Source organism: Deltaproteobacteria bacterium (genome assembly GCA_016933965.1).
GTDB lineage: Bacteria > Desulfobacterota > Syntrophia > Syntrophales > UBA2210 > JAFGTS01.
In genome coordinates, this window is sequence record JAFGTS010000013.1 from 1 (window position 1) to 24,514 (window position 24,514).

At 56.1% G+C, this 24,514-nt stretch carries 17 protein-coding genes; 7 read left to right on the top strand and 10 right to left on the bottom strand.

Features of this window, described 5'->3' with window-relative positions; all coding sequences use genetic code 11:
- The 5 genes from JXO48_02600 to JXO48_02620 all read left to right on the top strand — a co-directional run.
- Positions 1-905: hypothetical protein (locus tag JXO48_02600; protein MBN2282758.1), on the top strand; the 905-nt coding region annotated here is incomplete at its 5' end.
- A gap of 108 nt (positions 906-1,013) precedes the next feature.
- Positions 1,014-2,066, top strand: coding sequence for a TRAP transporter substrate-binding protein DctP (dctP, locus tag JXO48_02605; GenBank protein ID MBN2282759.1), 1,053 nt, complete (start codon positions 1,014-1,016; stop codon positions 2,064-2,066).
- An 11-nt stretch (positions 2,067-2,077) separates the two neighbouring features.
- On the top strand, positions 2,078-2,578 hold the full coding sequence (locus JXO48_02610) for a TRAP transporter small permease (protein MBN2282760.1): 501 nt from the start codon (positions 2,078-2,080) through the stop codon (positions 2,576-2,578).
- A 5-nt stretch (positions 2,579-2,583) separates the two neighbouring features.
- Positions 2,584-3,861 carry a TRAP transporter large permease subunit gene (locus tag JXO48_02615; GenBank protein ID MBN2282761.1) on the top strand — a complete coding sequence of 426 codons (1,278 nt, stop codon included), beginning with the start codon at positions 2,584-2,586 and terminating at the stop codon, positions 3,859-3,861.
- A gap of 568 nt (positions 3,862-4,429) precedes the next feature.
- A complete protein-coding gene (locus JXO48_02620) occupies positions 4,430-5,089 on the top strand; it encodes a transglutaminase family protein (GenBank protein MBN2282762.1) in 660 nt (219 codons plus the stop codon).
- Between the two features lies 1 nt (position 5,090).
- On the opposite strand, the gene JXO48_02625 is transcribed toward JXO48_02620, so the two are convergent.
- From JXO48_02625 to JXO48_02660, 8 genes are all read right to left on the bottom strand, one after another.
- Positions 5,091-5,693 (bottom strand): hypothetical protein, encoded by a 603-nt coding sequence (locus JXO48_02625; protein MBN2282763.1) that lies wholly within the window; start codon positions 5,691-5,693, stop codon positions 5,091-5,093.
- Positions 5,690-10,456 (bottom strand): hypothetical protein, encoded by a 4,767-nt coding sequence (locus JXO48_02630; GenBank protein MBN2282764.1) that lies wholly within the window; start codon positions 10,454-10,456, stop codon positions 5,690-5,692. Before JXO48_02630 ends, JXO48_02625 begins: the two co-directional genes overlap by 4 nt.
- A gap of 212 nt (positions 10,457-10,668) precedes the next feature.
- Positions 10,669-11,004, bottom strand: a complete 336-nt coding sequence (locus tag JXO48_02635; GenBank protein MBN2282765.1) for a hypothetical protein — start codon at positions 11,002-11,004, stop codon at positions 10,669-10,671.
- A 15-nt stretch (positions 11,005-11,019) separates the two neighbouring features.
- Complete coding sequence (locus tag JXO48_02640) at positions 11,020-12,963, bottom strand: FAD-dependent oxidoreductase (GenBank protein MBN2282766.1); 1,944 nt, start codon at positions 12,961-12,963, stop codon at positions 11,020-11,022.
- A 49-nt stretch (positions 12,964-13,012) separates the two neighbouring features.
- Positions 13,013-14,551 (bottom strand): hypothetical protein, encoded by a 1,539-nt coding sequence (locus JXO48_02645; GenBank protein MBN2282767.1) that lies wholly within the window; start codon positions 14,549-14,551, stop codon positions 13,013-13,015.
- Positions 14,552-14,586: 35 nt separating this feature from the next.
- Entirely contained in the window at positions 14,587-15,711 is a 1,125-nt protein-coding gene (locus JXO48_02650; protein ID MBN2282768.1) for an acyl-CoA/acyl-ACP dehydrogenase, read from the bottom strand.
- Positions 15,705-17,165, bottom strand: a complete 1,461-nt coding sequence (locus JXO48_02655; protein ID MBN2282769.1) for an acyl-CoA/acyl-ACP dehydrogenase — start codon at positions 17,163-17,165, stop codon at positions 15,705-15,707. Before JXO48_02655 ends, JXO48_02650 begins: the two co-directional genes overlap by 7 nt.
- 79 nt (positions 17,166-17,244) lie before the next feature.
- Positions 17,245-18,261, bottom strand: a complete 1,017-nt coding sequence (locus JXO48_02660; protein ID MBN2282770.1) for a nitroreductase family protein — start codon at positions 18,259-18,261, stop codon at positions 17,245-17,247.
- A gap of 989 nt (positions 18,262-19,250) precedes the next feature.
- Between JXO48_02660 and JXO48_02665 the strand changes: the two genes are divergently transcribed.
- Positions 19,251-20,471, top strand: a complete 1,221-nt coding sequence (locus JXO48_02665; protein ID MBN2282771.1) for a thiolase family protein — start codon at positions 19,251-19,253, stop codon at positions 20,469-20,471.
- Positions 20,472-20,543: 72 nt separating this feature from the next.
- On the opposite strand, the gene JXO48_02670 is transcribed toward JXO48_02665, so the two are convergent.
- Positions 20,544-21,914 (bottom strand): AMP-binding protein, encoded by a 1,371-nt coding sequence (locus JXO48_02670; protein MBN2282772.1) that lies wholly within the window; start codon positions 21,912-21,914, stop codon positions 20,544-20,546.
- Between the two features lie 441 nt (positions 21,915-22,355).
- Here JXO48_02670 and JXO48_02675 point away from each other — a divergent pair, with 441 nt between their 5' ends.
- Positions 22,356-23,255 carry a MerR family transcriptional regulator gene (locus JXO48_02675; protein ID MBN2282773.1) on the top strand — a complete coding sequence of 300 codons (900 nt, stop codon included), beginning with the start codon at positions 22,356-22,358 and terminating at the stop codon, positions 23,253-23,255.
- 59 nt (positions 23,256-23,314) lie between these two features.
- Here the strand turns inward: JXO48_02675 and JXO48_02680 are convergent, their stop codons facing one another.
- The gene (locus tag JXO48_02680) at positions 23,315-24,514 is read right to left on the bottom strand and encodes an anaerobic glycerol-3-phosphate dehydrogenase subunit C (GenBank protein MBN2282774.1); all 1,200 of its coding nucleotides are present in this window, start codon (positions 24,512-24,514) and stop codon (positions 23,315-23,317) included.

Below are 24,514 nucleotides of genomic sequence, written 5' to 3' on the forward strand. Positions count from 1 at the left end.
GATACAATGCCGTACCACAAGGAGGGACCATGGACGGAAAAACAACCCGCATCGTGGCGTTGCTGCTGCTTGTCCTTGCCGTGAACCTGATTGGCTGCTCGCCGACACAGTACATCGTGCGATCCATGGACCCCCTCATGGCGAGCATGAACACCGCCGTGAACAAAAATCCCGATGTCGACATGGTCCGTGACGCCCTGCCTGCGACACTGCTCCAGCTGGACGGGTTCATAGAGGCCTCCCCCAACCCGACGCTGCTCCTGCGGGCGTCGGAGGCCTATTTCGGCTACACCTTCGCCTTTGTCGAAAAGGAAGACAGGGAACGGGCGCGGATGCTCTATCTCAAGGCCCGTGATTACGCGCTCCGCGTACTCTTCGAAAATGAGGAGGTCAGGGACAATTTCAACTGCGGCATCGACGCCTTCAGGGAATCCCTTGAGGGACTTGACAGGGATGACGTTCCGGCCCTGTACTGGGCGGCCAACACATGGATGGCCTGGATCGCCCTGAACCTTGAAGACCCGGAGGTCCTGCTGGATATTCCCAAGGTCGAGGCCATGCTGCTGCGGTCCGTCGAGCTGGACGACACATACTATTACGGAGGCGCCCATGCCGTTCTCGGTGCCTTTTACGCGTCGCGATCGAAGGTCCTGGGAGGGGACCCCGAAAGGGCGAAATATCATTTTGACCGGGCCTTTGAGATATCGGGGTCACGGCTGCTCTTCGTGCACCTGCTTTACGCCCAGTATTACGCCTACCAGATGCAGGACAGGGACATCTTTGTGGAGACACTGGAGCGTGTGATCGCAACCCCCGTCGACTATTTCCCCGAGAAGAATTTCGCCAACGAGGTTGCCAAGAGGAAGGCACGGGAACTTCTGGAACAGGTGGACATCTATTTTTGACGGTCTCGTAAAAGGTTCTGGTACGACGTTTCGTTTCATCCTTTGTCACCGCAACGTATGCACAAGGACGCAGCTCATTTGATGAGGAACAGTGAAGAGGAAGTTACCATGAAAAGATGTATGATCGCGATACCGGCCCTGCTGTTGGTAGCAGGGCTTCTGTGCGGTTCCGGCTTTGCGGCGGCGAAAAGCCCGGTCACGGTCAAGATGGCGACCCTGGCGCCGAAGGGTTCTTCCATTATGAACATCTTTGACGAGCTTTCGGCGGAGATCAGGGAGAGGACCGGAGGCGAGGTGATTTTCAAGGTCTACTGGGGCGGTGTGCAGGGTGACGAAAAGGATGTGCTGAGAAAGATCAGGCTGGGGCAGTTGCACGGCGGCGGCTTCATGGGGTCCGGCCTCGGTCAGATCGTTCCGGCCGTGCGGGTGACCGAGATACCATACTTTTTCAGGAATTACGACGAGGTCGATTATGTCCGTTCCCGCCTGGAGGGAACAATGAACCGGCTCTTTGAAGAGCAGGGATTCATCGTCCTGGGATGGATGAATCTGGGCTTTATCTATACCTTTTCAAAAGTGCCGCTGACGTCTCTCGCAGTTGCCAGGGAGCAGAAATGGTGGACCCTGGAAGGTGATCCCATCGGGCGGGAGGTGTTCAAGGCGTTGGACATATCACCCATATCTCTTTCCATAGCCGATGTGGCGACATCGCTGTCCACGAACCTGATCGACTGTGCCGCATCAACACCCTATGGTGCCGTAGCCTTTCAGTGGTACACCAGGTTCGGATACATGGGCGAGTATCCCTCGTCGAATATCCTGGGAGCGACGGTGGTGACCCGGGAGATCTGGGACCGGATCAGCCCCGAAAGCCGGGAGGTCGTCCTTGACGTATCCCAGAAAGCCCATGAGAGGATCGTTCAGGCCACCCGCCGGGAGGACGCAAAATGCCTTGAAATTCTGGTGAGAGAAGGGATCCAGGTCGTGCGGGACATCGAAAACCCGGAAGAGATGCAGTATATCTTCGAAGCGGCGGAGAAGGCCAGGGAAAACCTGGTGGGGGAACTCTACAGCCGGGAGCTCCTGGACAGGACCCTCTCACTTGTCGAGGAATACCGGGCGAGTCATCCTGAAAACAGGACCATCGAAATAATTCAGTAGGAGAAACGGCTATGCGCCGCAGGGCACGTGGTGAGATCATTCTTGCCTGCATCGCGCGATGCGAGGAGTTCCTGGTTTCCGCGGCCCTGGGTGCAATGGTTCTCCTGGTCCTGACGCAGATCGTTCTGAGGAATTTCTTTTCCATCGGGATTCCCGGCGGGGCCGAGGTGGTCCGTCACCTGGTGCTCTGGGTCGCCTTTCTCGGCGCCGGCATTGCCGCACGTGACCGGAAGCATATCAAGATCGAACTGGCGGGACACCTGGTAACCCCCACGGCGCACCGTTTCTTTGAACTCGTCACCGGGCTGTTTTCGGTCATCATCTGCAGCATTCTGTTTTACGCATCAATTACCTTCGTATACGTCGATTATCAGGGCGGGGGTGCCATTGCCTTTTTCAATGTCCCGGTGTGGATACTCCAGGTGATCATCCCTGTCGGTTTCGCGGTGATCACCCTGCGGTTCACCCTGCGCTTCGTGGAGAACGTCCGCTCACTGGTCAAGGGGGAGTAACGGGATTGACGATCGCTGCGATCATCCTCATTGTCCTCATGGCCTTCATGGGAGCCCCGGTCTTCGTGGTGCTCTCTTCCTTTGCCATCCTGGGGTTCTTCCTCTCGGACATCCGCTTTGCCGTCCTCATTGTCGACATCTACAGCAAATTTTCCAACAACCCCGTCCTGTACACGATACCGATCTTTACCTTCGCCGGGTATATCCTCGCTGAAAGCAGGGCTTCCATCAGGATCGTACATTTTTCCCAGGCCCTCTTCGGGTGGATGCCGGGGGGGCTTGCCATTGTCTCCCTGGTGGCCTGCGCCTTCTTCACCGCCTTCACCGGGGCATCGGGGGTGACCATCATCGCTCTCGGCGGGCTTCTCTTTCCGGCGCTTATCAAGGAACGGTATCAGGAAAGATTTTCCCTGGGGCTCCTGACCTCGTCGGGAAGCCTGGGGCTTCTCTTCTTTCCAAGCCTACCCATCATCATATACGGCGTCGTAGCCGAGGAGAGCATTCCGAAGCTCTTTGCCGCCGGCCTTCTGCCGGGGGTATTTCTCATCGTTATCCTCTCGGCCTACAGTATTTTTGTCGGCACGCGGTCCCGTGTTGTACGAGAGACGTTTTCCGTCGCGAAGATCATGAAAACGGCCTGGGTGGCCAAGTGGGAGCTTCTCATCCCGGTCATCCTCATCGTGGGAATATTCGGCGGTTTCGTCACCCTGGGTGAGGTCGCGTCCATTATCGCCGCCTACGCGCTCATTGTTGAAATACTTATCCATCGTGACATACGGCCGGCCGACCTCCCGGAAATAATGCATCAGAGCATGGTACTGGTGGGGGCAATCTTTATCATTTTCGGCTCCGCCCTTGCCCTGACGACCTACCTGGTCGATGCTGAGATACCGCTTGCCGTGCTGGATTTCATCCAGTCCCACATATCGTCGAAGCTCGTCTTTCTCATCGCCTTGAATATCTTTTTGCTCGTCGTCGGCTGCATCATGGATGTCTATTCCGCGCTCGTGGTGGTCGTTCCCCTGATCGTGCCCATCGCGACGAGTTACGACATCAATCCCGTTCACCTGGGGATCATCTTTCTGACGAACCTCGAGATCGGATATTCCACGCCTCCCGTGGGAATGAACCTCTTCATCTCCTGCATCAGATTCGGCAGAACGGTCGTCACCCTCTACCGGGCGGCTGTCCCCTTCATCATCATCCTGCTCATCGGCCTCCTGGTGATAACTTATGTCCCCGCCCTGAGCCTCTGGCTCGTCGAGGTGACAGGGATACAGTAGGGATTTCGGATTACGGATTAGTAGGATTACGGATTAGGAGAAAAGTGCCTGAGTTCCTGAGTGCGTGATTCGTTATCCGTGAATGATTCATGCTTTTCACCATGTCGCGTTGTCGCTTTGCCCCGCTGTGGCTTTTAAAGGACGCCCGATGGATCGGGCAACTACGAGAACGGTTCATGGGATTGTAAGTTCGCATATTAATGGGTATGCAGATTTGTGAAAATATGGATTCCGGATATCCGCTGGCGCGGATTCCGGAATGACAAAGAGAAGTGGCGCGGATTCCGGAATGACAAAGAGAAGTGGCGTGGATTCCGGAATGAAAAAAAGAAGTGGTGCGGGTCCCGGAGCACCAAGCTGTTTTAAATCATTGACAAGTGTTGCGAAAAATGTATTGTTTTTTCGCACATTACTTTTTTACCGGCATACGGCAGGGATATTCCTGTGCATGCGAGGGGCCGGTGCCGGACCGGATGCCGGAGTTACCGCTGATATGTTTGATTGCCGGCGTAACAATGCCGCTTCCCCATTTCATGGAAAGGAACGTTTCCACGCTATGAACGAAGACATGAAACAGTATCTGCAACCGACGCCCATTATCAATTACGATGAGTCCTCCGTGGCCGCCTTCGCCAGGGCCAACGCCGGGACGTCGTCCGACCCGGTGGCACGGGCCGTGAGCCTGTACTATGCCGTCCGGGACGGTATCCGTTACGATCCCTACAGTTGCGAGCTCTCCGTCGAAGGGCTCCAGGCAAGCACCACATTGCGGACCCGCCGGGGGTGGTGCGTGGCCAAGGCGATCGTGCTTGCCGGATGCTGCCGCCTCTTCGGGATCCCCGCCCGGCTCGGATTCGCCGATGTTCGGAACCATCTGGCCACCAAGCGCATGCGGGAGGCCATGAATACCGATGTCTTCTTCTGGCACGGCTATACGTCGATCCACCTTGACGGGACCTGGGTCAAGGCGACCCCCGCCTTCAATATCGAACTCTGTGAACGGTTCAGGATAGCGCCGCTCGATTTCGACGGGCGCAGCGACTCGATCTACCAGCCCTTCGACCTTGAAGGGAACCGGCATATGGAATATCTGAGGTATCGGGGGGAACTCGCCGATGTTCCCATCCAGGAGATCATGGATACCTTCATCAGGGAATATACCTTCGACCTGACCATCAGGGACGCTGATTTTGATTCGGAAGCGGAGGAGGAGCTGTCCACCGGCTGAATCAGTGCTTGTTGGAATTCTGCTTGATGGTAAACTTGCCTTCTATCCATTCTCCGCGATACTGTGTGCCGTCGGTTGCCGTCAGCACACCCTCGCCGAACATGGAGCCTTCCTTCCAAATTCCTTCGTATTTCGAGCCGTCCGAAAAGAGAAGAACCCCAGGGCCTTCGCACATGCCGTTTTCCCATTCACCGTTATATTTGTTTCCATCGGCCGATATCATTTCGCCCGTACCGTTTTTGAGGCCTTTCCCCCATTGTCCGCTGTAACGCCCTCCGTCGGGCAGCGTTTCCCGTCCCTCTCCGTGGGCCTCTCCGTTCTCCCACTGTCCTTCATAGCGGTACCCGTCGGCAAGGAGCATGATTCCCGTTCCGTGAGGCACGCCGTTCTTCCACTGTCCCTCATAGCGGCTTCCATCGGGCCAGATAAAGGTGCCGTTGCCGTGAAACATGCCTGACATGACAGTTCCGCTGTACCGTGCCCCACTGTTGAAGGTCAGCATGCCCTCGGCTTCGGACACGCTTTCGCGCCATCGAAAATCAACAACCTCGTGGCCGTTGGTTTTCCGGGAAGATTTCACGAGAGGAACATTTTTACGGTTCACTGATCGACCTCCGTTGTACCAGCGTACTTGCCGTTTCTGAATTCTCCAACATATCGCTTGCCACTTGAGAATTCCATAATGCCCCAGCCGTGGGGAAGACCGTTTTCGAACTGGCCCGAGTACCTTCTTCCATCTGCCATGGTCATCGTTCCCTGCCCATGGTACTTATTGTCCTGAAACTGGCCCTCATACTTGTCACCCGTGGGATAGATCAGCACCCCGGTTCCGTTGAATAGAAAATCCTTGAATTCGCCGGCGTACTTCCTTCCATCCGGCAATACCAATGTTCCCTTTCCGTTAAATTTACCCTTGCGATAGTGTCCGCTGTACTTCATCCCGTCGGAAAATGTTTCCGTGCCCAGCCCCTCACACCGGTCATCGACCCAGTCCCCGATATATTTTCTTCCATCGGGCATGGTTGCTGTTCCGTGGCCGTTCCTTTTGTCTTTCTTCCACTGTCCGATGTAGGTTGAACCATCGGCCATGTTCAGGATGCCGTGTCCTTCGCGGACACCATTTTTCCATTCGCCGACGTAGCGGCTGCCGTCGGCATATTTCAGGATTCCCTGGCCGTCGGGTGTGCCATTGATCGTTTCGCCGACGTAACGGCTTCCGTCGGAAAGAGTGACAGCTGGCTGGCCTGAAGGCAGAGCCTCCTGCTTCTCATCAGGCCGTACCGGCACATCCTCGAGTGGTTTTTTCAGCGCCGTTCCTGCGACCGATATGGTAATTTCCTGTTCAGCCATCCTGCTGGCAGTTTCTTCGGCTCTTACCCTGAGTTCTTCCACCCTTTTCTGCCATTCCAGTTCTTCGGCCTGAAGGCGGGCTTCTTCTTCGGCGATTTTTCTCGCGGCTTCCTCGGCACGCTCTCGAACCTCCTCAGACCGTCTTTTCAGTTCTTCCTCGACCTGCCGTGCCGCTTCCTCTTCTTTCCTGAACCGGGCCTCCTCTTCTGTCACCCTTTGCGCAGCTTCTTCGGCCCGCTTTCGAGCCTCCCGAATCCTTCGTTGCAGTTCCTCCTCGGTCCTGAGATGCTCAGCCTCTTCAGATTCCAGCCGTTTCGCCTCTTCCCCCCGGGTTCTCGTTTTTTCCTCTTCCGCCTGAAGGATCGCCTGCTCCCGCTGAAGGAGTTCCTGTTCCTCTTCCTGTAACCGGGCTTCTTTTTCCGCCAGCCTCTGTGCCGTTTCATCGGCCCGCTTGCGCATTTCATCGGCTCGCTTGCGCAGTTCTTCTTCGGCCTGCTTCGTTGCCTCTTCTTCCGACCTGAGCCGTGCCGTTTCTTCTGCGAGCCGTGCCGCGGCTTCCTCAGCCCTTCGCCGTGAATCTTCGGCCTTTCCCCGCAGTTCCTTTTCCTCCACCTTGAGCCGCGCCTCCTCGGCCTCCATCTTTCTGGCGGCTTCGGTTGCCTGATTCCGTGCTTCGTCGATCCGTTTCTTCAGTTCTTCTTCGGCCGCCGTCCTTTTTTCTTCTTCGGTCCTGAAGCGTGATTCTTCCTCGGCAAGTCTCATGGCGGCTTGCTTGGCCCGCTGCCGGGCATCCTCTGCCTTTTTCTGAAGTTCTCCTTCCTCCTCCTTCAACCGGGTTTCTTCTTGCGCCATCCTGGCCGCTGTTTCTTCGAGCCGTTTTCGAGCCTCAACGACCCGCTGTTTCAGGTCTTCCTCGGCCTGCTCGCACGCCTGTTCTTCCGCCCCGAGCTTCAATTCCTGCTCTGCAAGTCTCGCAGCGGCATCCTGAGACCGCTGACGTGCCCGTTCGGCCCGTTGCCTCAATTCCTCGGCTTCCGCCTGGAGGCGCGTTTCTTCCTCGCTCAGCTTTTTGACGGCTGCTTCACGGTAATGACGTGCTTCGACAGTTCTTCTCTTCAGCTCTTCTTCCTCAACCTTGAGCCGCTCTTCTTCCGCCGATTTCAGCTGGGCTTCTTCCACTTTCTTTTGTAATTCCTGTTCACCCGTTTTGAGCCGTTCTTCTTCCTCGGCCATGCGTTTGATGGCTGCTTCCGTTTTACGTCGTGCCTCTTCGATCCGCTCGGCCAATTCGCTCTCAGCCTTTTCGCGGGTTTCCTCCTCCCGTTGCAGGAGGGCCTCCTGGTCGGCGATTTTCCTTGCGGTGTCCTCTGCGCGACGTCGCGCCTCTTCGGTTTTTTCGTGAAGTTCTTCCTCTTCCTTCCGCAGGCGGGTTTCTTCTTCAGCGAGTTTTGCGGCAGCTTCATCTTTCTTGAGACGGGCAGCTTCGGCTCTTTTCCTGAGCTCTTCTTCGGCTTTTTCTCCTTCTTCCTGCCGGCGAACGAGGCGTTCTTCCTCATCGGCAAGTATTCGAGCCGCTTCGTCCGCTTTCCGGCGGGTATCTTCGACCCTTTTCCGTAATTCCGCTTCTTCCTTTCTGAGTCGCTCTTCTTCTTCGGCAAGGTGCCGGGCTCTTTCCTCAGTCCTGGTTCGTGCTTCCTCAGCTTTTTTCTTCAGTTCTTCTTCGGCTGCCTTGAGCTCTGTTTGCTCTTCGGATTTGCGCCTCACAACCTCGAATTTTTTCTTCAGTTCCTCTTCTTCGATTCTGAGCTGTTCCTCAACTTCGGCAAATTTTCGCGCCGTCTCCGCTTTTTTCTGCCGCGAAGCTACTGCCCTTTTCTTCAGTTCCTCTTCTTCGGCCACAAGGCGACTTTCTTCTTCTTCGGCCTTGCTGGCGGCAGCTTCCGTCTTTTGTTGCGCTTCAGCGATTTTCCGGGTTAGTTCCTCTTCTTCTGCGGTAAGCCGGCTTTCTTCTTCGGCGAGTTTACGGGCCATTTCTTCCCGCTTCAGTTGGGCCTCCTGTACTCGACGCCCAAAGTCTTCTTCTTCTACACGCAGGCGTTCTTCTTCCTCCGCGAGCCGCCCCGCTGCTGCCTCAGATTTGAGTCGTGCCTCCTCCATTTTTTTCCGAAGGGCCGATTCTTCGTTTCTGAGCCGTTCCTCCTCTTCCATTGTCCGGCGTGCTTCTTCGGTTTTTTGTTTCAGTTCCTCCTCGTCGGAACGTAATCTCGCTTCAGCGGCGGCAAGCAGATCAGCAGCCTCCTTTGTCTTTTGCCGTGCTTCCTCGCCTTTTTTCTTCAGTTCGATCTCGGTCCGTCTGCTTTTTTCTTCTTCCGCTTCTAACAGCGCTACTTCTTCGGCAAGCCGCTGTGCCGCCTCTTCGGTCATTCTCTTGGTGTCGGCGATCTTTTTCTTCAACTCCTCTTCGGCGGCCCGGCCGGCTTCTTCTTCTGCTCTCAGCCGCGCTTCCTCTTCGGCAAGCTTCTGTGCCGCTTCTTCAGTTTTCAGGCGTGTTCCCTCAACCTTTTTTCGCAGTTCCTCTTCTTCGGTCCGGAGCCGTGCTTCTTCCTCTGCGAGGTTCGCGGCGGCTTCTTCAGTTTTTACCCGTGCTTCCTCCGCCTTTTTCCTCAGTTCCTCGGCTTCGGTCCGGAGCCTCGCTTCTTCCCGGGATTTTTGACCGACCTCCTCGATCTTCTTCTGCAGGTCTTCTTCCTCGGTCCGGAGCCGGGCTTCGATTTCCTTCAGACGCTCAGCGGCATCACTGGACTTGGTCCGTGCTTCCTCCGTTTTCTTGAGCAGCTCGGCCTCAACCAGTGTCAATGATTCCTCTTCGGCCTTCAGTCGTGATTCTTCCTCGGCTATTTTTCGTGCCGTCTCCTCCGTCTTGAACCGCGCTTCTTCGACCTTTTTTCGTAATTCTTCTTCTTCGGCCCGGAGGCGTTCTTCTTTCTCGGCCATCCTTACGGCGGTTTCTTCAGCTTTCCGCCGCGTTTCAGCGGCACGTTTTTTCAATTCCTCTTCAGCCAGAATACTTTCCTTTTCTTCCGCCCTGAGTCGTGCCTCTTCTTCAGTTATCTTCCGTGCCGCTTCCTGGGTCCTGAGCCTTGACTCCTCGACCTTTCTCCTGAGAGATTCTTCTTCGGCCTGCAGACGGGCTTCCTCTTCGGCCAATCGATTCGCAAGTTCCTCCGTTTTCAATCGCGCTTCTTCCGCGTTTTTTCTCAGGTCCTCTTCTTCAGCGGCAAGCCGGGCCTTTTCATCGGCAAGGCTTTTAATAGTTTCCTGGGCCCGCAGGCGTGCCTCTTCCGCTTTTTTGTGTTCCTCCTCTTCAGTCCGGAGTCGTGCCTGTTCAACGGCCAGTTTCTGCGCGGCTTCTTCCGTTCGTTTGCGTGCCTCGTCGGCTTTTCTTTTCAGTTCCTCAGCCTCGGCCCGCAGCCGGGCTTCTTCCTCTGCTATCCGTCGCGCCTTTTCCTCGGCTTCCCGCCGCGCTTTTTCGGCTCTCTGACGTGCCTCTTCTTCGGCCCGCAGCCGGGTTTCCTCCTCGGCTATCTTCCGGGCCGCCTCCTCGGTCCTCCGGCGGGCCTCCTCGGCTTTTTTCCGAAGCTCCTCGGCTTGTTCTTTCAGGTGGGCTTCTTCTTCGGCAAGTTTGCGGGCTATCTCTTCAGATTGTTTCTTTGCTTTCTCAGCCTGTTCCCTGCTTTCATCCTTTCGTGCGTTTCCCTCATCCCATAGACCCTCGAATTGCTTTCCGTCGGTCCCGGTGAAGGCGCCACGCCCATGGGGGAGACTGTTTTTCCATACTCCGCGGTAATTGCTTCCATCGAGCCAGGTAAACACACCATGGCCTTCGAAGGTGCCGCCTGAAAACTGACCTTCGTACATGCTGCCGTCAGGCCAGCTGAACGTGCCGATCCCTTGAAAATCCTGCTCGTTCAGGGTTACTCTGTAACAGCTTTCTTCTGCGGATTCCCGCTTCAGCATGGGTACACCGAGGTCCTCTCCCCAAAAGGATTCCTTGAAAAAAAAGGAGTATATGGGAGCAATGGATGTCCGTCAATAAAAATGATGGAAGGAAGTGATAATTATGAATGATCCTGATTTGTTGTATGTTGATGTGCGATCCCGTTACCCTCCGTGCGCAGGGAAGCATCCGGTTCGACAGAGCTGTGGAAAGCACTCCGCAGGTGACAAAGCTACAGTGTTTTTACCGGTATCACCATTCCCATCTTCCGGCACGCGTCGGCGATCAGGACCTTCTGCATTCCCTGGAGAGGCCCGCTTCTGCTGAAAAGTCCTTTCCCCATGGCTTTCATGATGCCGAGGACCCCGAGTTTTTTTACCAGCAGCATGGTCAGTTCCTTTTCCAGTTCGGCAAAGGTGCGCTCCTTGTCGGGAAGTCCGAAGAGTGGGACGGAAAGGTCGATGGCGACCGCTTCGGGATTGGTCGTGTTTTTTGAAAATGCCTCCAGTTGCATCCCGATGGTCGTGTTTGCCGTTACGATGGCTTCAACGAGCTTGTCCGGCTTCATGGTTCCTCCTGATTCTCATGTGATCCTTCGCGCCGCATGAAATCCTTCATGGATGGCGTTGTAGATTTTTCGGGGTTCGAGGCAATCGCCGATGACCCGCACCTCTCTGTCCCCTTGCTCCAGGGCCTTCGCGAGCGCGTCGTCCGCCCGGTATCCCGCGGCGATGACGACGGAATCCACGGACAGTGAGATATTATTCCCGTTCCGGTCGAGGTAGTGAACGGCATCATCCGTGATCTCCGTCACCCGTGCCCGGGTCAGACGGGTAATCCCGAGGGAATCCAGCCGTGGGTGAAAATCGAGGGATAGAAGGGTCCCCATGTCCGGTGCGATGGCGTCGAGCATTTCCAGTATGGTTACCTCCTTGTTCCGACTGGCCAGGAGTTCCGCGATCTCGGCGCCAACGGTTCCTCCCCCTATGATGGCGACCCTGGTTCCATTGACGATGTCCGGATCTCTCAGGACATCCTCGGCATTGTGGACGTTGGGGTTTTTCACGCCCGGTATGTGAAGTTCCAGGGGCACGGCCCCGGTGGCGAGGATAACGATGTCGGGAGCTATTTCCCGTATCATGGATTCATCGCCCCTGGTACCAGTGCGGACATCGATCTTGAGTATGTTCATCTGTACCGTCAGATACTCGAGAATATTATTCAGCTCTTCCTTATGAGGGGGGACGGTCCCCAGCAGGAGCTGACCCCCGAGGCGCTCGTTCTTTTCGCAGAGAACAACCCGGTGCCCGCGCGTCGCGGCGACCCGGGCGGCCTCCATTCCTCCGGGACCACCGCCGATGACCAGCACCGTTTTCGGGTCTTCCGTCCGGGCCAACCGGTAATCGCGCTCATATCCCACAACGGCGTTGATGCTGCACCGGACCGGCTTGTATGAGGCGAGATTGTCAAGGCACTGGCAGCAGCCGACACATTTGCGTATTTCCTCTTTTTTGCCCCTCGCGACCTTTGCCGGGAAAAAGGGGTCGGCGATCAGCGCCCGCCCGAGAAGGACGAAATCGGCGGCTTCCTCCTGGAGCAGTCCTTCGGCGACGTCGGGATCGTTGATCCGCTGCCCCAGCATGACCTGGGCGGTTGTGACCCGCTTCTTGAGCATGCGGCCCAGGGGCGCGTTGATTCCCCGCGGGGCGGCCATGGTGGGAAAGGTGCGGTGATAGGTTTCAAAGGTTGATGGATGGATCCTGAATGCCTGTATCCCCGCCTGTTCGAGCATTTCCGCCATGACGCACGCTTCATCGGGCCTGATGCCGCCTTCCACGTATTCATCCATGGGAAGATCGAAGATGAGGGGATAGTCGGTTCCGACGAAATCGCGGGTCTTCTTCACGATTTCCAGAGGGAAGCGCATGCGGTTCTCCAGAGTGCCTCCCCACCGGTCTTTCCGATGGTTCGTATAGGGCGACATGAACTGGGCGATCAGGTATCCCGCGCCGCCGTCGATGTCCACCGCGTCAAAGCCGGCGCATTTGGCCCGGCTTGCCGCCAGGGCGAACTGCAGGATGACCCGCTCGATGTCTTCCTCCTTCATTGCTATGGCGTCGGGGAAGGGAATCCTTCCCAGAAAGAGCGAAGAGAAGGGTGAAGGGGCCCACGGCTCCTCTCCCCCGCGTTTCGCGAGCGTTGTCTGCCTGCCCGCGTGATAGAGCTGAATGCAGGTCTTTGCCCCCTCGTTGTGCAGCGCGTCAACGAATCTGGTATACCGGGCGATGAGGTCGTCGCTGTCGAGATAGGGCAGGGGCATGCCCACGGAAAGCTGATGGTCCCGGGCCACCGACACGGCATCGGTGAAGATCAGGGCGACACCGCCCCTGGCGCGCTCCACCATGTAGTCGATCTCTTCCTGTCCGAAACAGCCTTCGATGGCGCCGAACCCTGCTGTGACCGGGGGATAGGCCATCCTGTTCTTCAGTTCCATTTTTCCGATGAATCCCTTTTCAAGCAGCTTCATTGGATGCTTCCTTTCTTGTGTGAACGCCCCCTCGACCGCCCCGGAACGGCTATGACCGGATGTCTTTGCTCAGTATCCAGACGCAGGGGTCCTTTCCGTGCCGCGGCGGAGAGATGGTGAGGATGTCGTTGTCCAGATGCTCCTGAAGGGTGCCGCATTGACAGCAGTAGTAGGGCATGTCCTCCCGCCCGAATGACCAGGTGTGCTGATGACGCGTTCTTCCCTGCCCGTAAGGCTTGCGCTGGCAGACGTACCCCCCGGTCAGGGAAAAGGCCAGCTCCAGGAACGCGTCGGGGAGGGGAAACAGTTTCGAGGCGGTGACGACGATCCGGTCTTCAAGACGTTCCCGTTGTTTTTTCAGGAAACTCATCGGCCGGTAGGCGCCGCCTCTCAGCAGTCTTCCACCGCTCCCGCAGGGGTCCAGCGTAAATATGACGGATTGCTCCGTCTCCCGGACGGTGAATGAGGCTCTCGGCGGAAACCCCGTACCGTTGCATGCGTCGGTACCGAAAATATTGACGGCGAGAAAACCGGCGCGCTCCTTCGGTGTCATCTGCTTTATCCTGGGCAGGAGCCGGTTCGCCACGCAGGTCTCATACTGAACACGGAGCGCTTCTCCCAGTGCGTCCTCGCCGCCGTGTTCGGCTATGAAGGTGAGCGTGGCGAGAAGCATGTTCATGTACAGGTCGTGGAGAAAGAGAAATTCATCCTTGACCATGGCGCAGAGTTTTTTCGCCTCCTTGAGATTCCCGTCCTGGAGTGCCTCGATGATGCGGTCCGTCACGGGCCGGGAGAGGTCCCGGAGTTCTTCGTCGGTGAAGTACCGGTCCTTTTGGCGCTTGGCTTTCACGGGCATCATCAGGCGTTTTGTAAGGCCGAGCCGTGCGTAATACCGGTGGGGGATGGCGTTCGGATCCTTGTAAAGATGCCAGGTACAGACATCGTCGGGGGACTGGAGCTCATCCACCGGCCACAGGAGATACCCCATGGTTTCGTAAGGCAGCACTTCATTCAGGAACGGGCAATGCATGCAGTAGGTGGGAAAGCCGGTCCGGTTCCACGTCCACCAGTGGGCCTCCTCCGACAGCGTTCCTCCCCGCCCCGGTTCATACAGTCCCCGCAACCAGAGGCGGGCGCCGCTGGCACAGGGTTTCATATGGAAGCTGAACTTTTCGGCGTCTTCCGTCACCGAAAACCGGGCGGGATGTTCTCCCGAACCGAAGCAACTGTGAGCGCGCCATCCCGATTCGGCGAGGAGTGACACGGCGAACCGCTGGTAGAGGCGGAACAGGATGCCGATGGTATACAGCTGTCGCCGGGCGGAATGTTCGAAGACATAGCGGAAGAGGTCTTCCACCGCTCCCTCGCCCAGCGTTTTCCCCGTCCAGCTCCACAGGACCGTGCAGGAATCGGCGAAGAAATCGTGGAGATCGACCCTCGACTCACTCATTCGACGGGTGAGCTGCAGTGCTTCCTGAATATCTCCCGCCTCTATCCGCTTTCGAATTCTGTCGGGAAGTGGAACCGGCAGCTCGGCGAGTTCCTCAGTCGTGAAGAGCCGTGCCGCTCTTTCCGGGGTGCCGTTCATTTCATCCTCCCCTGGTGCGTGAAAAAACCCGTGGGCTATTCCAGGTCCTTCGCGACGGCCTGTATGTGCAGCCGCGGGCTGCTGCCGCCCAGCAGGCTGAGGACCTTGACGTCCCGCATGATCTTTTCGACGCCGTAATCGTGCATGTAGCCGTATCCGCCGTGTACCTGGATCGCGTCGAGAACGATCTCGACGGCCGCGTCGGTGCAATAGGACTTGGCAAATCGCGGGTCGGCGGAAGAATAGGGAAGTTCCGAGTCGTTATGGGTTATAGCCCGGAGGTACCCGGATGTCCCGACGCTGAGTTTCATCAGGATGGTTCCCAGTATGCGCTGTATTTCCTGGTGGCGGACGATCATTTTCCCGAACTGGTATCGTTCTTCCGCGTATGCCCGGGCCTTCCGGTAGGCCGTTCGGGCGGCGCCCATGGCGGCGGCGGAGAGCAGGTTGTAAAAGAGATCTTCCGTTGCCTGCAGAATGGGAGCGGCGCCGCGCCGCTCACCGATGACGGCGCCGGGAGGGACTTCCATGTCTTCGAATATGACCGGCGCGAAAGGATTCAGCTTGAGTCCCGTGAACCCGGCCGTTTCGCCGACACGGCAGCCGGGCTTTCCCGGCTCGGCAACGATACAGGTAATATCCGCACCCGCGGAGCCTTCATCGAAGAAAACGCAGAAGTGCCGCGCGAGAAAGGCGTTCCCCGTCAGCTGGCTCGTTCCCGAGAGATACAGTTTTCCGTCCCGTTCGGCGAGAGTGAGCCGGTTCTCATCGAGATAGGGAAGGGGCGTCACCGTACCGATGACCGGTTCAGCGCCATCGGCGTTCGCCAGCATTGGGAGAAAGGTCTTTTTCTGTTCGTCGCTGCCCGAGGCGATGCACCGGGCCGCGGCGAAATGGTGAGCGAAAACACTGGCCACACCGGCGCATTCCCCGGCGAGAACATCCACGACCAGGGCGGCGCAAAGGTCTGACTGCCCGAAGCCGCCGAATTCCTCAGGGATCAGGAGCCCCGGAAAGCCGACATCCCGGCTTTTGGTCCACAGGGATCTCGTCCAATCCGGCGACGGGGTGAGATCGATATCCGGCATGTGAGGCCCGATCTCCTTTGCGGCGAACTTACGGCTTAATTCAAGTATGTCTCTGAGCTCTTCCGTTAACATGATCCGATCACCTCCCCGATCTCATGGATGAAAAGATCTATTTTGTTCGCCTGGTTGCTCCCCTCGTATATCTGTGAAGCCTTGGCGTCCCGGTATATCTTTTCCATGCCGAACCGGTATGCCATTCCTTCAATGCCGGTGATGTCGAGAACGCGGGAAGCCACGTCCATGGCCATGTCCGTCCCTGCGGCCTTGAGAGCCGACCCCTGACTGGCGAAGTATTCCATGATTTCGTCGGTGACGAGGGAATGTTTGAATCTGCTGATCGCACGGGATATCCAGGCGGGGCTGACAAGACCCTGGAGGGATTCGTTCATCAGGAGCGACCCCGGGAGAATTTTGAGGGCGGCCTTTGCCGGGATGTTCTCGAGAATGCGGAACACGTGCAGCTTGTCAAGGGCGATGGCGAACTCAAAACATTTGGTGCGGATCACCATAATGTCCTTGAGCATATCGGCAATGGCGATCTGGACCCAGTTCTCGTCGATGAGGCGGTGTCCCCCCACCTTTTTTTGATAGGCGAATTGAATGCACCGTTCCAGCGCTCCCCGAGCGTTTCCCAGACCGAGCATGCCCACCACGCCTCTCGTGATGGACAGTATCTCACGGGTGTGCCGCAGCCCTCGCCCGGGCTCTTCCCATATATGTTTGTCGGGAACAAAGACGTCGTCAAAGACCAGCGCCGCCGTGTGCTTGGCCTTGTGACCGCATTTGTGCTCGAGGCGTTCGACGGAGAAGCCCTTTGACGTGGTGGGAATGAAAAACGTTCCCATGACATCGGACGCCGGCCGTTCGGGATCGGTACTGATGGTGGCCACCACGTAGTGCGCGAGATCGCCGTTGGTGATGAACTGTTTCCTGCCGTTGATGATGTAACCGCCGGGTACCTTCTTCGCGAAGGCCGACGGTTTCATTGTCGACATGGCGACGGGATCTTCGGCATCGGTGCCGGCGCTCGGTTCGGTGATGCTCCAGGCGAAGGAAAGCGGCCGTCCCTCGTCCTGCGCTTTTGCCATATCCTGCAATATCTTGATGCAGATCTCCGGCTTGAATTCCACGAAGGCGCAGGCCACACCGAAGAGATTGAAAAGGTACCATGCCGAAAGACCGACACAGGCTGTGAAGGATTCCTCAATGAAGGCGAAGCAGTCAAGGGCGCTCCATCCCAGCCCGCCCATCTTCTCCGGGACAAACCCCGTCAGCGCCTTTCTCTTGTTGAGCTCGCTGAAGAGTTCCCAGTCCAGATAGGATGGGTCTTCCTGGCATTTCGTGTCGATCTCGAGGACTTTCGGCAGCAGGACTTCCCGTGCGATCCGCCTTCCCATCATCTGGGCCTTTTCAGCGCGGGCCACGTAACGCGGAAAGCGGTCCTTCATTTTGAGCAGCAGTGGAACATTGTGGAGCAGATCGGATGTGTCGGAAAAGAGACCGTACTTCAGGGTAAAAAAATCCATAGGTTCCCTCCTTTTACACGCTTTGAAACGATGACCCGGAACGGCGCCCCCTTTACCCGCCGCTGCCGGGCTTATCGTGCTATACCCATTCCACGGGACAGCGGGTGCGCGCCACGGGGTTGTCGAGCTTCCCCCGCGGGTACCCGACGCAGATGCTGGTCACCAGGTCATAGGGATAACCGATGCCCAATGACTGCCTGGTCTTTTTCGGCAGGTACTTGAGAGCGTTCTTTATCAGGCCGATGTATACCGTCCCAAGACCGAGTGAATGCGCCGCCAGGACCAGATTCTGGCAGGCGAGGCCGGTGTCGAAGAGCGGATCGCCGATGCCCCGGACGTCGGCCAGGACATGAATGACGGCCGGTGCGCCGAAGGTGATCGAGCCGTTCGATAATTTTACCTTTTCAATGGCGGCGATAGGCCGCTGATCCATCTTGTTGACCATGAGGTAACTGACAAAGTGGACGAGGGCCCTGTTCCACCAGCTTGTTCCCGTATAGATGCCCCCGATGAGATACAGGATCTTCGCGCATTGCCGGTCAAGCTCCTCTATCCGTGCCTTGTCGGTCATGACGGAAAATTTCCAGGGTTGACAGTTGCCCCCTGACGGCGCCCAGCGGGCCGCTTCGATGATCCGCTCCAAAAGCTCCCGCGGTACGGGTTTGTCCCTGAAGAGCCGGATGCTGCGGCGCCGGTAGATGACCCGTTCCGTTTCGGTAAGTTCCTTTTCTATGTCTTCGAATTTTCTTTCGGCATCCTTCTCGCCGAAGGGCATTGGAAATGACATTTCCGGCGACCGGTCGTCGGGGGTCCTGTATCGGCCTTTCAGAACGCGGTATTCCCCTCTGGTCTTGATGGCCCCCGTGGGACAGACGGCTTCGCAGTTGTTGCAGGCAAGGCAGGCCAGTTCCATTTTAACCAGTCCCGTCGGGTAGGGGATCTTTTTCTCATCGTCCCACTGGATACACGAGGTGGGACATGCTTCGTAGCAGGCCTTGCAATTCTTGCATTTTTCCTCATCGAACTCGAATCTGGGAATCTTGGTGGGCGGATAATGAGCGTATCTCAACTTTTCAAGAAACATGGAATCCTTCATTGCCGTATCCCTCCTTATTGATTGGCCGATAACAGGACCGGAGCAGAAAGATTTCTCCGGTTTCTTCACATTGTTCCACGCGGGAACGCGGCTTGAAGCCGTGTGATACCGTATGTCTGGGCTGAGAGTGATGAGCTTGAGCGTCTTGTCGAACTGCCTGACCGGCAGTTTTGGATATGTGAAATGAGAGATCGAACAGTCGCCCGTCTTGTCAAAGGATATACCGTGGCAGCTTCGTCAAAAGTTCCTTCCAACTTTTTGCACCGTATTTCCGGGATCCGAGCGCCGTGCCGCTGAACTTGATTACGAAGCCGCCCCATATACTGATTATTACGAGGGCACCATATTGCCGCCCGGGGCATTCTGCGTGGTGATGCTTCCTCCTCATAATGCCCCGTTTCGATCATTCGATCATGCATGCCTTTTCCGGTACCTCCTATAATAGTGAATTTGACCGAATAGTCAAGGAAAAAAACGGAGGATGTGAAAAAATGTCGCCCTTGCCGCGCAGAGTTATCATCATATCAGCAGTAATAACGAAAGAAAGAAAGAACGCCCGCCGGCCGCCACACGGATGGATGTTTCCAGCGTATGATTAGTTACTGAATAAATATCTTTACCCCTTCCCTTTGTCCCGAGGCGAAATGTCCTCTCATTGCCTCTCGGGACGGGCATTTGCGGAACCGGGGCGCCCCTATCGCCACGTGGAGATGCGCCGATTGGAACGGGCGTCAAAGAACTGTACACCAACTGAACATTACATAATATCGGATCATACTGATTATACTGCGAGTGAACCGAAAGTGATATTTGCAATCAACTATAATTATCTATAACTTATTGATAAACAGTGATTCTCAGTATGTTTTCATTATGGTGTGGTTCCCTGGAAAAATATTTGACGCTCACAATTATCTTGACTAATGAGTCGTAATATATCACTATGGCGGCATCTGAGTAATATCCCAAATCGGATAAGGAGGAGCACAATGCGTGAAGTAGCTGTTCTTGGCGTCGGCATGACCCGTTTTGGCAAATTCCTCGATAAGGGCATCAAGGACCTGGTCCGGGAAGCCGTTGAGGACACGATCCGTGACGCGGGAATTCGAAAGGATGTTATCGAAGCGGCCTATGTGGGAAACGCCGCCGCCGGCATCATGACTGGACAGGAACAGATCAGGGGGCAGGTGACCCTCACGGCGATGGGAATAGAGGATATCCCCGTAATCAATGTGGAAAGTGCCTGCGCAAGTTCCGCAGCGGGGTTCCATCTCGGATGGCTCAGTGTCGCGTCCGGTCTCTATGATTGTGTCCTGGCCGTGGGATTCGAAAAGCTGTACGACCTGGACAAGATGAAGTCCTTCCAGGCGCTCGGCACGGCCGCCGATATAGATATGTTTCAGTCATCCCTTGAAGAAATAGCGAAACAATATGAAGGAATGAAGATCTTTCAGGAAGGGAGCGGGCAGAACCGGAGCGTCTTTATGGACATGTACGCCTTCGTGATCCGCCCCTATATGGAGAATTTCGGTCTGACCCAGGAACACTTCGCGAAGCTCTCGGTTAAAAGTCACAGGAACGGTGCCATGAATCCCCATGCCCAGTATCAAAAGGAAGTGACCCTTGAAGAGGTTATCAGTTCCGGTGACATTGTCTATCCGTTGACCCGGATGATGTGCGCCCCCATCGGTGACGGGGGCGCCGCTGCCATCCTCTGTTCGAAAGAGATGGCCGCCCGGTATACGACCAGGCCCGTATGGGTCGCCGGTTCGGTCGTAGCGAGCGGTTCCCGTGATGTCACGCGCAAGACGACCGTCACCGGGCGGATGTCGGACGTTCTGTATGACAAGAGCGGCGTCGGTCCCGGAGATATCGACGTGGTGGAGGTTCATGACGCAACGTCACCATCGGAGATCATGTCACTGATCCAGTTGAACATCGTCAAGGGAGAAGACGCCCCGAAATGGATTGATGAAGGATATCTCGAGATCGACGGGAAGATACCCTGCAATACATCGGGAGGACTGGTAACCAAGGGACATCCCATCGGCGCGACGGGGTGCGGTCAGATCTATGAGATCGTCAAGCAGTTGAAAGGCGAAGCGGGCAAGCGGCAGGTCAAGGACCCGATGGTGGGGATGACCCACAACGGAGGCGGTATCATCGGCATCGACGCGTCCGCCATGGCGCTCCACCTGTTCAAACGCTGACGGGCGCCATATCCTATCCTCCCCCGTCACCGGGGAAGGATATGGACCGTGGTCCCACATGCGTGGGGGGGGTTATTTCTTTTCGTACAGTTTTTCCAGCAGCTGCGTTTTCTTGGTCGATCGTTCCAGGGTGTTCGGTTTCAACCAGGTGATGGCGGGAGAGATCTTCAGTATCTTGTGCATCTTTTCCTTCATCTCCTGTTCCAGTTGCGGCAGGTCGCTTTCCTGTATCTCTTCACCATGCTCGATCTTCAGTTTCATGGGCGGTACCACCCGGGGGGGCGGTTCCTCGAGAACGACCCGGAACGCTCCGGTCACCCGGGGAGTGAAGGAATGGATGACTCCCTCGATGGCGGCGGGATAGACGGGAACGCCCTTTACCTTGAGCATATCGTCGGCACGCCCCACGATCTTGTACCTGAACCCCGACAGGCCGCAGGGACAGGGCTCCGTAAAGACCTGGTGAATATCATTCATGGTGAAACGAAGGTCGAACCACACGGCCGCTTCCGGATTGAGGGAAGAGGCGCACATCAGTCCCGTCGCACCGTGTTCCATGGGGACCTTTTTCTTCGTTTCGGGATCGACCAGTTCATAATAAGCGAAATCGTCGGCGATCCAGTGCATTCCCTGGTAGACGGGATAGTCGCAGGATACGCCGTATCCAGCCCCGAGATCGTAAAGCTTTCCTCCGTATTCGGATTCTATGCGTTCCCTGACCTCGGGAATGCCGGCGCCCGGTTCCGCCCCGCAGAGAAGGATCTTGATGCCCAGGTTCTTCACGGGTTCCCCGATGACATCGGGCGCCCGCTCGATGAGGTGCAGGGCCAGGGATGGAGTGCCTGCGAAGACATTGACCTTGAAAAGCTTCAGGAACTGGAGGATCCGGTCCGTGCCGGCCTCTGCTCCGATGGGGACAATCTTGATGCCGGGATAGTTCATGTACCATATCAGAAGTGGGGTTCCTGCCGCGTGCATCGACAGGCCGAAGCACTGGCCGATTATGTCTCCCGGCCTGACTCCCATGCGCCATGCCGCCCGTGACGCGAATTCCTGCGCTTCCACAAGCGCCGCCCTGAAGTTCGGGTAGGGCGTGGGAATCCCCGTTGTTCCCGAGGTCGTTGCTATGAGATAGAGGTCGTCCATGCGCTTTTGACCGAAGAGGTGGGTCATGAGTTTGTACATGTCCAGGCCGACCTCGTCAATGGCTTCCCTGATCTCCGCCTGGCCGCAGATGGGGATCGCTTCGGCGAAGTCGTCGAAATTCTTGATGTCCTCGGGCCGAACACCGGCCTTCTCAAAGCGCTTCCGGTTGAAGGGGCAGTTGTCATACTGCCATTTCAAGGCCTTCCGCAATTTCTTCCACTGGAGATCGCGAATTTCCGGCGTGTTCAGCATGGGTTCTATTTCCATGTTCCAGTATTTTCTCTCACGACTGTCCATACTGTCCTCCTTTACCCCGTGGCCCCCGTCTCGAGACGCCATGGTATCTTTTTCCCTATTTTGTTACTGTGCATGACACATGGTCCCACCGGTCGTGTCAAAAGATATGAATCCGATTAAAAGGCCCCCATGAGCGTCAGTTAAACATATTTGACCAATTAGTCAAGTAAAATATTTGATGGATAGGCGCTGTGTAGTTGAATGCGTGCCATATTCTTTCTTGACATGTTGCTAATATAAATATATAAAACGGTTGAATGAAACAAAAATAATGTCGTTGTAATCGCTTTCATCGGTAGTTCTGTGCTTGCTAAATGTATAGTAAATGAACAATATGAACGGTTTGTCAAGGGCAAACAAAGAGACTCCGGCAACAGACCGGTCCTGGATGATAAAACAGGAATGAACAGGGGAGCGTGATGACCCCGGGAGACGATTGGTATGAACAATCAGAGACTCTATCGTATCGGTGAGCTGGAACGCCTTTCTGGTGTACCGAGGAGAACGATCCTTTTCTATGTCGAGTCGGGGTTGCTCCATCCTCCGGTAAAAACGGGCAAAACCATGGCGTATTATGATGAGGCCCATCACCAGAAGCTGCTGTTCATCAAGAATGGAAAAAAGAAAAAGATCCCTCTCGTTGCCATACGGCAGATGATCGAACGCAGGGAGGCGGAGGGTGATACATTCGGTATGCGCCTGGACGAACGGTTCGTTCTGGAACGGAAAAAGTCCGGTGAACTGAGAAAGCCACGTAAGAAGATCGGCAAGATCACCCGCAACCGGATACTTCAGGAGGGTTCCAGGATCTTTCGAGAAAAGGGGTACCGGAATACCCGTGTCAGCGACATCACCAGTTATCTCAACATCGGCAAGGGTTCCTTTTATTCTTATTTTTCAAACAAGGATGAACTTTTCCTGGAATGCGTTCCCCTGATATTCAGAGAGTTTTTCAGCAGGGGGTGGGAGGAGATCCGCAGGGAAAGGGACCCGTACCGGCGTATTCTCAAGAGGGTCGAGGTCAGCATTCCTGTTATCGGTGAGTTTACCACTATTCTGCAATTGAGCCGGGAAGCCCTGAAGGAGAACGACCAGACGCTGAAGAACCTGGGCGAAAGCATTTACCGCTCCATCTGCAAGCCTATCGCGGCGGATATTGAGAAGGGTATTGAAATAGGCATCTTCCGATCCGTTGATCCGGGACTGTACAGCGCTCTTCTGCTGGGGATCATGGAAAGTGCTGATAATCTTCTGGCCATGAATCCGGAACTCACCCACGAATCAATGAAAAAGGCCATCATGGATGTCATATCCAGGAGCCTTTTGACCACATCACCCTAGGCGGAGGTTTCGATACCGGGGAGGGACCGCTCCTGTCCGGCGGTGTCCCGAGGGGCTTCCTATTTCCCGCCCGGTTCAGGATTGAGCGATGCCATGAGAATTTCCAATGGGTCCTTCGCCTGGATGTCCGAGAAATGCTCCAGTTGCATGCGGCAGGCACCGCAGTCTGCGATGAGGACATCGGGGTGTACCTCTTTGATCGCTGCCGCGGCGATCTCCCCGAGCCGGGATGCGGTCGTCCTGTTTTTGTACTTGAAGCCGTAACTTCCCGCCAGTCCGCAACAGGCGTCATCGAGAACGGTGCAGTGAAGGCCCGGGATCTTGTCAAGGAGTTTCGCGGCGGGGTACCCGATGCCGAGCGCTTTCAGATGACAGGGTATGTGGTAGGCCACGGTTTTCTCAAGCGGCTTGAAATCGATCTCAAGCCCTTCTTCGTCGATAAGCTTCAGGAGATACTCGTGGATGTTATAGGTGTTCTCCGCGATCTTTTTCCCCTCCGGCGCCTTCAGGATGCCGGGGTAATCGCGGGTCAGGGTAAGGCCGCAGGACGTGCAGGCGTACAGGATATCATACCCCTTGTCAATATATTCGACCAGGATTCGCGCGTTTCGTTCGGCATACCTCCGTGCCTTTTCAAAGTCGCTGTTTCCGAGTGCCGGAAGACCGCAGCAGTATTGCTTCGGCATGACCACCCTGAGCCCCAGCGATGCCAGCAGGTCTCGTATGTTCCGCCCGATGTCGGGACGGTTGTAATTCAGAAAACAACCGTAAAAAAAGAACACTTTTTTGACGGCTTTCCGGCTTCCCTTTCTTCGCCAGCTCCTTTTGAGGGTCCAGAACCGGAATTCAGGAAGGGGCGCTCCGGGTGAGATTCCCATGAGGGGGAGCATTCTGCGGATCACCTTCAGCGACAGCGCCTTGTTGACCAGTGGGGCAATGAATGATGCGAGCAGTCCGAAGGAATAGGTCCGGGCGAAAATTCTGGAGGTCAGGGGCATGAGATGGCGGGTTCCGTACCTGATCTGTTCTTTCAGGATCAGTTCCGCTGGACTGACCCCGTAAGGACAGGATACTTCGCATCGTTTGCACTGGCTGCACAGGCGTATCCACTTGTCGAGGGATTTTTCATCGTCGCAGCGAAAGCGCTCCGTGTCCGGACCAGCCTGCTTGGGACCGGGAAACTCGGGATTGACCCGGTAGACGGGACAATTTTCAACGCAGATCGTACACCGGATGCAATGTTGAAAATCAAAATCCAT

Coding starts and splice junctions, on each gene's coding strand:
- dctP (MBN2282759.1), top strand. CDS start 1,014: ATGAAAAGATGTATGATCGCGATACCGGCCCTGCTGTTGGTAGCAGGG.
- JXO48_02660 (MBN2282770.1), bottom strand. CDS start 18,261: ATGAAGGATTCCATGTTTCTTGAAAAGTTGAGATACGCTCATTATCCG.
- JXO48_02675 (MBN2282773.1), top strand. CDS start 22,356: ATGAACAATCAGAGACTCTATCGTATCGGTGAGCTGGAACGCCTTTCT.
- JXO48_02650 (MBN2282768.1), bottom strand. CDS start 15,711: ATGTTAACGGAAGAGCTCAGAGACATACTTGAATTAAGCCGTAAGTTC.
- JXO48_02645 (MBN2282767.1), bottom strand. CDS start 14,551: ATGAACGGCACCCCGGAAAGAGCGGCACGGCTCTTCACGACTGAGGAA.
- JXO48_02680 (MBN2282774.1), bottom strand. CDS start 24,514: ATGGATTTTGATTTTCAACATTGCATCCGGTGTACGATCTGCGTTGAA.
- JXO48_02620 (MBN2282762.1), top strand. CDS start 4,430: ATGAAACAGTATCTGCAACCGACGCCCATTATCAATTACGATGAGTCC.
- JXO48_02610 (MBN2282760.1), top strand. CDS start 2,078: ATGCGCCGCAGGGCACGTGGTGAGATCATTCTTGCCTGCATCGCGCGA.
- JXO48_02655 (MBN2282769.1), bottom strand. CDS start 17,165: ATGGATTTTTTTACCCTGAAGTACGGTCTCTTTTCCGACACATCCGAT.
- JXO48_02665 (MBN2282771.1), top strand. CDS start 19,251: ATGCGTGAAGTAGCTGTTCTTGGCGTCGGCATGACCCGTTTTGGCAAA.
- JXO48_02640 (MBN2282766.1), bottom strand. CDS start 12,963: ATGAAGCTGCTTGAAAAGGGATTCATCGGAAAAATGGAACTGAAGAAC.
- JXO48_02635 (MBN2282765.1), bottom strand. CDS start 11,004: ATGAAGCCGGACAAGCTCGTTGAAGCCATCGTAACGGCAAACACGACC.
- JXO48_02630 (MBN2282764.1), bottom strand. CDS start 10,456: ATGCTGAAGCGGGAATCCGCAGAAGAAAGCTGTTACAGAGTAACCCTG.
- JXO48_02670 (MBN2282772.1), bottom strand. CDS start 21,914: ATGGACAGTCGTGAGAGAAAATACTGGAACATGGAAATAGAACCCATG.